This is a genomic window from Serratia sp. (in: enterobacteria) (assembly GCF_046715635.1).
GTDB lineage: Bacteria > Pseudomonadota > Gammaproteobacteria > Enterobacterales > Enterobacteriaceae > Chania.
In genome coordinates, this window is the sequence record NZ_JBKJYW010000119.1 from 1 (window position 1) to 9,625 (window position 9,625).

Genomic DNA, 9,625 nt, shown 5'->3' on the forward strand with positions numbered 1-9,625 from the left:
AAGAATCGATGGAAATGCCGAACATACGCAATATACCCTCACCCAGGAACAGCGAGGTCCACAAAATAATTGCCACCGACAGGTTAGCCGTCAGGTTGGTTTTGTTACGCCCGACCTCGGCCTGATAACTGGTCATACTGATAAACACCGGCAGAATACCTACCGGGTTGACCAGCGCAAACAGGCCGACAAAGAACTTGATGTAGCCGGAAAAATCCAACAGAGATTGGCCCACGAAAAACTCCGCATAGATAACTGTAAAAAGAGACACTGCCGATGCGCGCTAATGTAATGGAATTGCACCCGCTAATCCATCCACCCAGACAGCATTTTTCCCTATCCCAATAGAATGTTACAAAACAAATCTCTATTGTTAATGTCTTGTATGTTGTTTGCTGTTATTCAGTATCATCTCATCACCGTTAAACGCCTTGTTGATAATGACTCTCAATAAATGATAGCTGAAAGGTGTCAGCCTGTAGTTTTTATGACGTACATCACAAAATATCTACTCAGGAATAGTTAAGCTCTTAGTCGTAGTCAAAAGGTAGCACAAGGTATGGAAACCGATTTCTGTCTCGCTTGCCTACTACCAACTTGCACTTGGTAAAGCTCTTTAAGTAAATCAGCAGTATGGGTCGCTAACTGCGGGAACAGTCTCATGATGTAACAGACGCCTTCCTGTCAGGTGTCTATACTAGTTCCTCGAACGGCTTATTTACTGAAAGAGTTTAACATTTATCAGGAGAGCATCATGGCTGTAACGAATGTCGCTGAATTGAACGAGCTTGTTGCACGTGTCAAAAAAGCCCAGCGCGAGTATGCCAACTTCTCACAAGAGCAAGTTGATAAGATCTTCCGCGCCGCTGCCCTCGCCGCCGCAGATGCCCGTATTCCTCTGGCTAAACTGGCCGTTGAAGAATCAGGCATGGGTATCGTTGAAGACAAAGTCATCAAAAACCACTTCGCTTCTGAATACATCTATAACGCCTATAAAGACGAAAAGACCTGCGGGATCCTCTCCGAAGATGAAACTTTCGGTACCATTACTATAGCTGAGCCTATTGGCCTGCTTTGCGGTATCGTGCCAACCACCAACCCGACTTCTACCGCCATCTTCAAAGCGCTGATCAGCCTGAAGACCCGTAACGGTATCATTTTCTCCCCGCACCCACGTGCCAAGAACGCCACCAACAAAGCCGCAGATATCGTATTGCAGGCTGCCATCGCGGCTGGCGCACCAAAAGACATCATCGGCTGGATCGACCAACCAACGGTTGACCTGTCCAATCAGCTGATGCATCACCCAGACATCAACCTGATCCTGGCAACCGGTGGCCCAGGCATGGTGAAAGCCGCTTATAGCTCTGGTAAACCTGCTATCGGCGTTGGTGCTGGTAACACTCCAGTGGTGGTTGACGAAACTGCCGACATTAAACGCGTAGTGGCTTCTATCTTGATGTCAAAAACCTTCGACAGCGGTGTGATCTGTGCTTCTGAACAGTCCGTGATCGTGGTTGACTCCGCATACGATGCCGTGCGCGCACGCTTCGCTTCCCACGGCGGCTACATGCTGCAGGGCAAAGAACTGAAAGCCGTTCAGGACATCATCCTGAAAAACGGTGGCCTGAACGCCGCTATCGTTGGCCAGTCGGCACCAAAAATCGCTGAAATGGCCGGTATTAAAGTGCCAGCCAGTACCAAGATCCTGATCGGTGAAGTGAAACTGGTTGACGAATCTGAGCCGTTCGCTCACGAAAAACTGTCGCCTACCCTGGCGATGTACCGTGCCAAAGACTTTGAAGACGCCGTCAGCAAAGCCGAGAAACTGGTCGCCATGGGCGGTATCGGTCACACCTCTTGCCTGTACACCGATCAAGATAACCAGACTGCACGCGTTGAGTATTTTGGCGACAAAATGAAAACCGCGCGTATTCTGATCAACACCCCAGCTTCTCATGGTGGTATCGGTGATCTGTACAACTTTAAACTCGCTCCGTCGCTGACGTTGGGCTGCGGTTCCTGGGGTGGTAACTCCATCTCTGAAAACGTCGGCCCAAAACATTTGATCAACAAGAAAACTGTAGCGAAGCGAGCAGAAAACATGTTGTGGCATAAACTTCCTAAATCAATCTACTTCCGCCGTGGCTCACTGCCAATCGCGCTGGAAGAAGTGGCTACCGATGGGGCAAAACGCGCCTTCATCGTTACCGACCGCTACCTGTTCAATAACGGCTATGCCGATCAGATCACTAGAGTTCTCAAATCGCACGGTATGGAAACGGAAGTGTTCTTTGAAGTAGAGGCCGACCCAACGTTGAGTATCGTGCGTAAAGGTGCCGAGCAGATGAACTCCTTCAAACCAGACGTGATCATCGCGCTGGGTGGTGGTTCACCAATGGACGCTGCGAAAATCATGTGGGTGCTGTACGAACATCCGGAAACCCACTTCGAAGATCTGGCACTGCGCTTTATGGACATCCGTAAGCGTATCTACAAGTTCCCGAAAATGGGCGTGAAAGCGAAAATGATCGCCGTCACCACCACTTCAGGTACCGGTTCAGAAGTCACGCCGTTTGCGGTTGTAACCGATGACGCCACCGGCCAGAAATACCCACTGGCTGACTATGCTCTGACCCCGGACATGGCGATTGTCGATGCCAACCTGGTGATGAACATGCCTAAATCCCTGTGCGCCTTCGGCGGCCTGGATGCGGTCACTCACGCCCTGGAAGCCTACGTTTCCGTACTGGCCAACGAATACTCAGACGGCCAGGCGCTGCAAGCACTGAAACTGCTGAAAGAATATCTGCCAGCCAGCTATCACGAAGGGGCGAAAAACCCGGTTGCTCGTGAGCGTGTACACAACGCTGCTACCATCGCCGGTATCGCGTTTGCCAACGCCTTCCTGGGTGTTTGTCACTCAATGGCCCACAAACTGGGTTCTGAGTTCCACATCCCGCACGGTCTGGCTAACGCCATGTTGATCTCTAACGTTATCCGTTATAACGCCAACGACAACCCGACCAAGCAAACCGCATTCAGTCAGTATGACCGTCCTCAGGCACGTCGGCGCTACGCAGAGATCGCAGACCACCTGGGTCTGAGCGCTGCCGGTGACCGCACCGCACAGAAGATCGAAAAACTGCTGAAATGGCTGGATGAAATCAAGGCAGAGTTGGGTATCCCAACCTCGATCCGCGAAGCTGGCGTGCAAGAAGCCGACTTCCTGGCCAAGGTCGACAAACTGTCTGAAGATGCGTTTGATGACCAATGTACCGGGGCTAACCCACGTTATCCGCTGATTGCCGAACTCAAGCAAATCTTGATGGATACCTTCTACGGTCGCGAATTCAGCGAAGCGACTGAAGAAGAGGTGGTAGTTGCGGCACCCGTTGCCGTTAAAGCGGAAAAAAAGTCCAAGAAATAACCGTTCTCTGAATGGTCAAAACCCGCCGAATGGCGGGTTTTTTTATGCGCGGTAAAACTGCTCTCCCTGAGCACTACGCTATTTGGATAGCAATACCAACTGACCCTATAGGGTAGCATCCAAAAACGCCGCACAGGCCTTCTGCAGCGCTTCTGGCACAATATCACTCAGGAGCCTTGATCGCTTCCTTGTAGTGCTTGCGGCATACCGAAACATAGCTTGCGTTACCCCCGATCACCACCTGCTCCCCTATATGCATCGCCTTGCCGTCTTCGCCCAGGCGCAGCACCATATTGGCTTTACGCCCGCAATGACAAATGGTCTTCAGTTCGACCAGTTTATCGGCCCAGGCCAGCAGATGATGACTGCCAACAAACAGTTCTCCAAGAAAGTCCGTGCGTAAGCCATAACACAGCACCGGAATATCCAGTTGGTCGACCACCTCACAAAGTTCTTCAACCTGCTCTTTGGTCAGGAACTGGCTTTCATCCACCAGTACACAATGCACGGGCTGCTGCTGATGCTCCTGATTAATCATGGAGTACAGTTGAGTGGCGTTATTATAAAGCTGTGCTTGGGATGACAACCCAATCCGCGAACTCACTTTGCCCACGCCGAAGCGGTGGTCGATCTCCGCGGTGAACACCAGCGTACGCATACCACGTTCTTGATAATTATATGAAGATTGTAACAGTGCCGTCGATTTCCCCGCATTCATAGCGGAATAATAAAAATAAAGTTGAGCCATGCGGCTGCGACTCCAATGGTTTAAAATATATACCCTAAGACTTTCTTGTTGCCCCCGGTCAACCCGTTGACTCATCTCTTGGCCTTGCTGACGCCCTACATGACGCCCTTGCCATGCCGGGAGAATATATTCGCCCTTAGCAGATTAGTCTATCGCGGTTAACAACGCTGCAGTCTGAGAAACACCGGGTATATACTGTCGAAAGGTGCAGGTTGACAGTGTAGCATAGACCGTGGCCAGACTCAGCAAACGGGCTGACATTATCTTGACCTAAGAAAATAGCCATAAGCTGAGTTTCATGTGAAACACTTTACACGCGCAACGGACATTTTTACATCTATTTACAGATTGCAGTGGTTTATCAAGCACAATTAATTATTGTTAATGATTAACTAAACTCATTAATGCTCAGACGGATATGTCCTGCTTGCGAGCAAACAGCCTGCCCTGCCCCACCCGCCAACAATGCAATTAAATGTGTTTTCAGCGATGACTACCCGGTTAATTGGAACACTTAACAACTTACTATCTCCTGGAGAGCCTTTACCGCCATACCCCCATTCTTTACGGGACTAGTCCTTTTGGGGAGGTGATTATGGACACCAATCCTTACCGATACGGTTATAGGACATAATTATGTCAAGCTGGCAAAAATGACTTTAAGCTCGGCGATTATGCCTGCCGGCTGGAGAATTTGGCTTAAAAATCGGGGGAGGATAAAAGCATGTTTCCCCTATGTTATTAGTCGGACAGTTCTCAATATCGGTTTTTTAAAGATAAATTTAGTCACTCTTTCAATTTGGCTATTGCAGAAAAGAAAAGAGCACTCTATTATTATCGTCACGCCCCCCACTAATATAATTTGAGACTAGAACAATGAGCGAAGCATTGAAGATTTTGAACAACATCCGTACTCTACGTGCACAGGCAAGAGAATGCAGCCTGGAAACGCTGGAAGAGATGCTGGAGAAGCTGGAAGTTGTTGTTAACGAACGCCGCGAAGAAGACAGCCAAGCTCAAGCAGAAATTGAAGAGCGCACTCGTAAACTGCAACAATACCGCGAAATGCTGATTGCAGACGGTATTGATCCAAACGAACTGCTGCAAACTATGGCTGCTACCAAAGCCGCGGGTAAAGCAAAGCGTGCTGCACGCCCAGCTAAATACCACTATAAAGACGAAAACGGCGAAATGAAAACCTGGACTGGCCAGGGCCGTACTCCAGCCGTGATTAAAAAAGCTATCGAAGAGCAAGGCAAATCCCTGGACGATTTCCTGCTGTAATAGCATTTTAGTTACCTTCAAAAGGCTCCCTCTGGGAGCCTTTTTGCTGTGCAGCCACGGTAATCACCTTGGCCTTCATGCGCTTTATCCCGCGGTTAACTAGTAAAATTCTGACGGACAGGAAAAGAAAAAGAGGCCTAAGCCCCTTTATTTTACCCGTCTATCGTTCGGTTACTGAACGTTATAAAACGCCTTATACCAATCGACAAACCGTTTAACCCCTTCATCAACAGTGGTCGCAGGTTTAAACGCGATAGTCTGGTACAGCTCCTCGGTATCTGCGCTGGTATCCAAAACGTCACCCGGCTGCATCGGCAGCATATTTTTGTGCGCCGTGATGCCTAACGCCGACTCCAGAGCACGAATATATTCCATTAGCTTAACAGGGCTACTATTGCCGATATTATAGACATGGTAAGGTGCAGAGCTGCTGGCTGGAGACCCTTGTTCCACCGTCCAATTGGCATTGGGTTGAGGAACAATGGCCTGCAAGCGCACTACCGCCTCGGCAATATCATCAATGTAAGTAAAATCACGATGCATCTCACCATGGTTATATACATCAATGCTTTCACCGGCCAATATCGACTTGGTGAATTTAAACAGCGCCATGTCAGGACGCCCCCAAGGGCCATATACGGTGAAAAAACGCAGGCCGGTGGTTGGCAGACCATATAAATGCGAATAACTGTGAGACATCAGCTCATTGGCTTTTTTTGTTGCGGCATACAGGGATATAGGGTGATCGACTGAGTCATCCGTCGAAAACGGCAGCTTGCGATTCAGGCCATAAACCGAGCTGGAAGACGCGTACAGCAAATGCCCGACCTTATTATGTCGACACCCTTCAAGTATGTTCAAATGGCCAATCAGGTTGGAATCCGCATAAGCCAAGGGGTGATCCAGCGAATAACGCACTCCGGCCTGGGCACCGAGGTGAATGACCCGCTCAAACCGATGCTCCGCAAACAGCTCGGCAATTCCGTTGCGATCGGCCAAATCCAGTTTGATAAATTGAAATGCTGGCTGATTAGCCAGCATGTCGAGCCGTGCCTGTTTCAGGCTGACATCGTAATAATCATTCAGGTTGTCGATACCGACAACCTGATGCCCCATGGCTAGCAGACGCTCCGTCACGTGATAACCAATAAACCCTGCAGCGCCTGTAACCAGGAATTTCATACTCACCTCTTAGATGACCGGCTTAATCGATGCGCCACGGCCAATACCATAATAAGTAAAGCCACGCGCTTGCAGGCGTTCTGGATCAAACAGGTTACGGCCATCAAAAATGACGGGCTGTTTCAAGGCCGTTTTAATCGCATCAAAATCCGGAGCACGGAAATTCTGCCATTCGGTACAGATCACCAACGCATCAGCATCCTGCAACGCCGCTTCTTTGGTCCCCATCAGTCTCAGATCGGCACGTTGACCATAGATACGCTGCGCTTCAGCCATGGCTTCCGGATCATAGGCTTGTACGGTAGCGCCTAATTCCCACAAGGTTTCCATCAGCACGCGGCTGGAAGCTTCACGCATATCGTCGGTATTAGGTTTAAATGCCAAGCCCCACAGGGCGAAGGTTTTACCTTTGACATCATTGGCGAAATGTTGCTGGATGAACTGGGTCAGCTTATATTTCTGCTGATTGTTCACCTGCTCTACCGCCTGCAACAGTTTCGGTTGATAACCGATGTGCTCTGCGGTGCGGATTAGCGCCTGAACGTCTTTCGGGAAACAGGAACCGCCGTAACCACAGCCTGGATAAATAAAGTGATAGCCAATACGTGAATCCGAACCGATCCCCTGACGCACTTTTTCAATGTCCGCACCCAGCATCTCTGCCAGATTGGAGATTTCGTTCATGAAGCTGATTTTGGTAGCCAGCATGCAGTTGGCAGCATATTTGGTCAGCTCGGCGCTACGGATATCCATCAGGATCATGCGGTCGTGATTACGGTTGAACGGCTCATAAAGCTCACGTAATGGCTCGATAACGTCTTTGTTGTCGGTACCCAGCACGATGCGTTCAGGGCGCATACAGTCGGCAACAGCAGCCCCTTCCTTGAGGAACTCAGGGTTGGAGACTACATCAAACGCCACATCGCTGCCGCGCTTGCGCAGCGTTTCAGTCATCACTTCGCGAACTTTATCAGCGGTACCTACCGGTACGGTTGACTTATCGATCACCACTTTGCGATCTGTCATATGCTCGGCGATGGTGCGGGCCACGGCGGTGACATATTTCAGATCGGCAGAACCATCTTCGTCCGGTGGCGTCCCCACGGCGATAAACTGGATAGCGCCATGAGCAACACCCGCCTTCGCATCGGTAGTAAAATGCAGACGACCAGCTTCATAGTTTTGCTGTACCAACGAAGTCAGGCCCGGTTCAAAAATCGGAATATTGCCTTTTTTTAGGTTTTCGACCTTATGTTCATCGATGTCGATACACATGACATCATGACCCACATCAGCCAACACGGCTGCCTGTACCAGGCCAACATAGCCAATACCGAAAACGGTTACTTTCATCGGGAAGTCCTAATTTTCAAATTTAACAAAAAGTTATCAAGCCACTTCTGTTTGTCTGCCACCTTGGGTCGCAGACAAACCAACAATTCTTACCCGTATTGGGTGGTCTTTTCGTCTCGACACGCTATGGGTCAAAGAGCTCACAAACGGGCTTATCACCCACAAATGGCTATTGGGGTCCTGACGATCTATGCGGCTCTATTTTCGCTGTCAAATTGTGCGCTTAATCCGTCATACGAAAAACCCGCAAAGTATACCAGCTTACATCCGCTGAGTATTACCCCAAGCTCAAATAGCAATAAATTAAGACAACTACCTATGAAAACGACGAAGACAGAGACTAGGCAGAGACAATTGCGGGAGTTCCATTGATGATTTATTCAGCACTCAACATCAGCCGTAACCGCCCTCCGTTGCCCCATACCTGGCACTGCCAGGCATCACTGCGTTGGCTAATTTGATTCATGTAAGTGGTACCCAGCGTTCCCAAGGGTACGCCATTACTTAATTGAATCAGATTATCTCCTGTATTTACATTGGCATGCAAACCGGCGGAGGCCAGCACCAGATTCTTATATTCGGCATGATAATAGCCCACCAACAGCGGAAATTGGCCTTCCAACTTGCCTTGGCGCAATAATTGATTAACTTGCTTTAACAATGCAGACATTTGCGGCAGGCGGTGCTGTTGATTGGCTAAATGATCTTGTAGTAAGCTGTTGAATAACGCACGTAATAACAAGGCAGCCATCACGCCATTATCTCCTGCACGGGTAACATCCAGGCAATAAAATGCCAGATCTTTATCCGACAACGCAGCGATATCCAGCACCAAACCTGGATTTTCGCTGGTGGTTAATTGCCGATAATTAATACGGCAACCGGCAATAGATTGCTGCACCGGGGGTTGTAACTGCTTGAGTAACCTCACGGCTTCGGAGGGATTTTGGCTTAATGCCTGCCAATCCTGGAACAACTCAGCTTCTTCTATCGCCTGTGAAGTAAACATATTGGGGTAGAGACAAGCCAGCACGGCTTCGCGCAGTCGATTGAGGTCGGCCAACGGTTTCAGCAGCACATCCTGTACGCCGAGCCGCAGCACTTTGGCGATATCCGCCATCTTATCGGTCGCTGAGATCACCAATACCGGGATCTTTACCCCTTGCAAACGCAGATGCTCAACAAACTCAATGCCGTCCATTTCCGGCATCGCGAGATCGCACAGGATCAGATCGGGAGCGAACTCTTCAACCGCACTCAACGCCACAAGGCCATTAGTCGCCTCGCTGGTTTGCGCCCCCAAGGATGCAAGATAACCTACAAGCACAGAACGGAAAACCTGTTCGTCCTCAACGATTAAGATGCGCTTGTCTATCAGTGGTAATGCCATCGACCCAGCCTCTTCCCTTTTGATGTTGTAATAGTGGCTCATAATGAGCACTTGTGCTTGTCGAAAATACGCCCGATAGCATCATTCCACCCTAACAAAGGGTAATCATTTATTTTTTATCAACGGCGCCAAAACATCTATCTGTTTTTCGACCGCCAACCGGCCCGCTTCTATCGCCTCGCTGGCGCGATGGAAATCCAGGGTGGATATTTGTGGGCAATACGGCTGGATCAGCACG

At 49.5% G+C, this 9,625-nt stretch carries 7 protein-coding genes and 1 pseudogene; 2 read left to right on the forward strand and 6 right to left on the reverse strand.

The features are described 5' to 3' along the window. Positions 1–235 (reverse strand): MarC family protein (locus ACLQ7H_RS05670; protein WP_411751834.1); only part of this gene is annotated, 235 nt, incomplete at its 3' end. A 519-nt stretch (positions 236–754) separates the two neighbouring features. Here ACLQ7H_RS05670 and adhE point away from each other — a divergent pair. After that, on the forward strand, positions 755–3,430 hold the full coding sequence (gene adhE / locus ACLQ7H_RS05675) for a bifunctional acetaldehyde-CoA/alcohol dehydrogenase (protein WP_411751835.1): 2,676 nt from the start codon (positions 755–757) through the stop codon (positions 3,428–3,430). Positions 3,431–3,593: 163 nt separating this feature from the next. Here adhE and ACLQ7H_RS05680 read toward each other — a convergent pair whose 3' ends face one another. After that, a complete protein-coding gene (locus tag ACLQ7H_RS05680; protein ID WP_411751836.1) occupies positions 3,594–4,178 on the reverse strand; it encodes a thymidine kinase in 585 nt (194 codons plus the stop codon). 876 nt (positions 4,179–5,054) lie between these two features. Between ACLQ7H_RS05680 and hns the strand changes: the two genes are divergently transcribed. Continuing rightward, positions 5,055–5,462: a histone-like nucleoid-structuring protein H-NS gene (gene hns, locus ACLQ7H_RS05685; RefSeq protein WP_024486694.1), complete on the forward strand. Its 408-nt coding sequence runs from the start codon at positions 5,055–5,057 to the stop codon at positions 5,460–5,462. A gap of 171 nt (positions 5,463–5,633) precedes the next feature. On the opposite strand, the gene ACLQ7H_RS05690 is transcribed toward hns, so the two are convergent. From ACLQ7H_RS05690 to ACLQ7H_RS05705, 4 genes and pseudogenes are all read right to left on the reverse strand, one after another. After that, complete coding sequence (locus tag ACLQ7H_RS05690) at positions 5,634–6,644, reverse strand: NAD-dependent epimerase (RefSeq protein ID WP_411751837.1); 1,011 nt, start codon at positions 6,642–6,644, stop codon at positions 5,634–5,636. Positions 6,645–6,653: 9 nt separating this feature from the next. Continuing rightward, on the reverse strand, positions 6,654–7,997 hold the full coding sequence (locus ACLQ7H_RS05695; protein WP_411751838.1) for a UDP-glucose dehydrogenase family protein: 1,344 nt from the start codon (positions 7,995–7,997) through the stop codon (positions 6,654–6,656). A 376-nt stretch (positions 7,998–8,373) separates the two neighbouring features. After that, positions 8,374–9,387 (reverse strand): two-component system response regulator RssB, encoded by a 1,014-nt coding sequence (rssB, locus tag ACLQ7H_RS05700; protein WP_411751839.1) that lies wholly within the window; start codon positions 9,385–9,387, stop codon positions 8,374–8,376. 105 nt (positions 9,388–9,492) lie between these two features. Then, positions 9,493–9,625: pseudogene (locus ACLQ7H_RS05705) on the reverse strand (patatin-like phospholipase RssA); the annotation flags it as partial.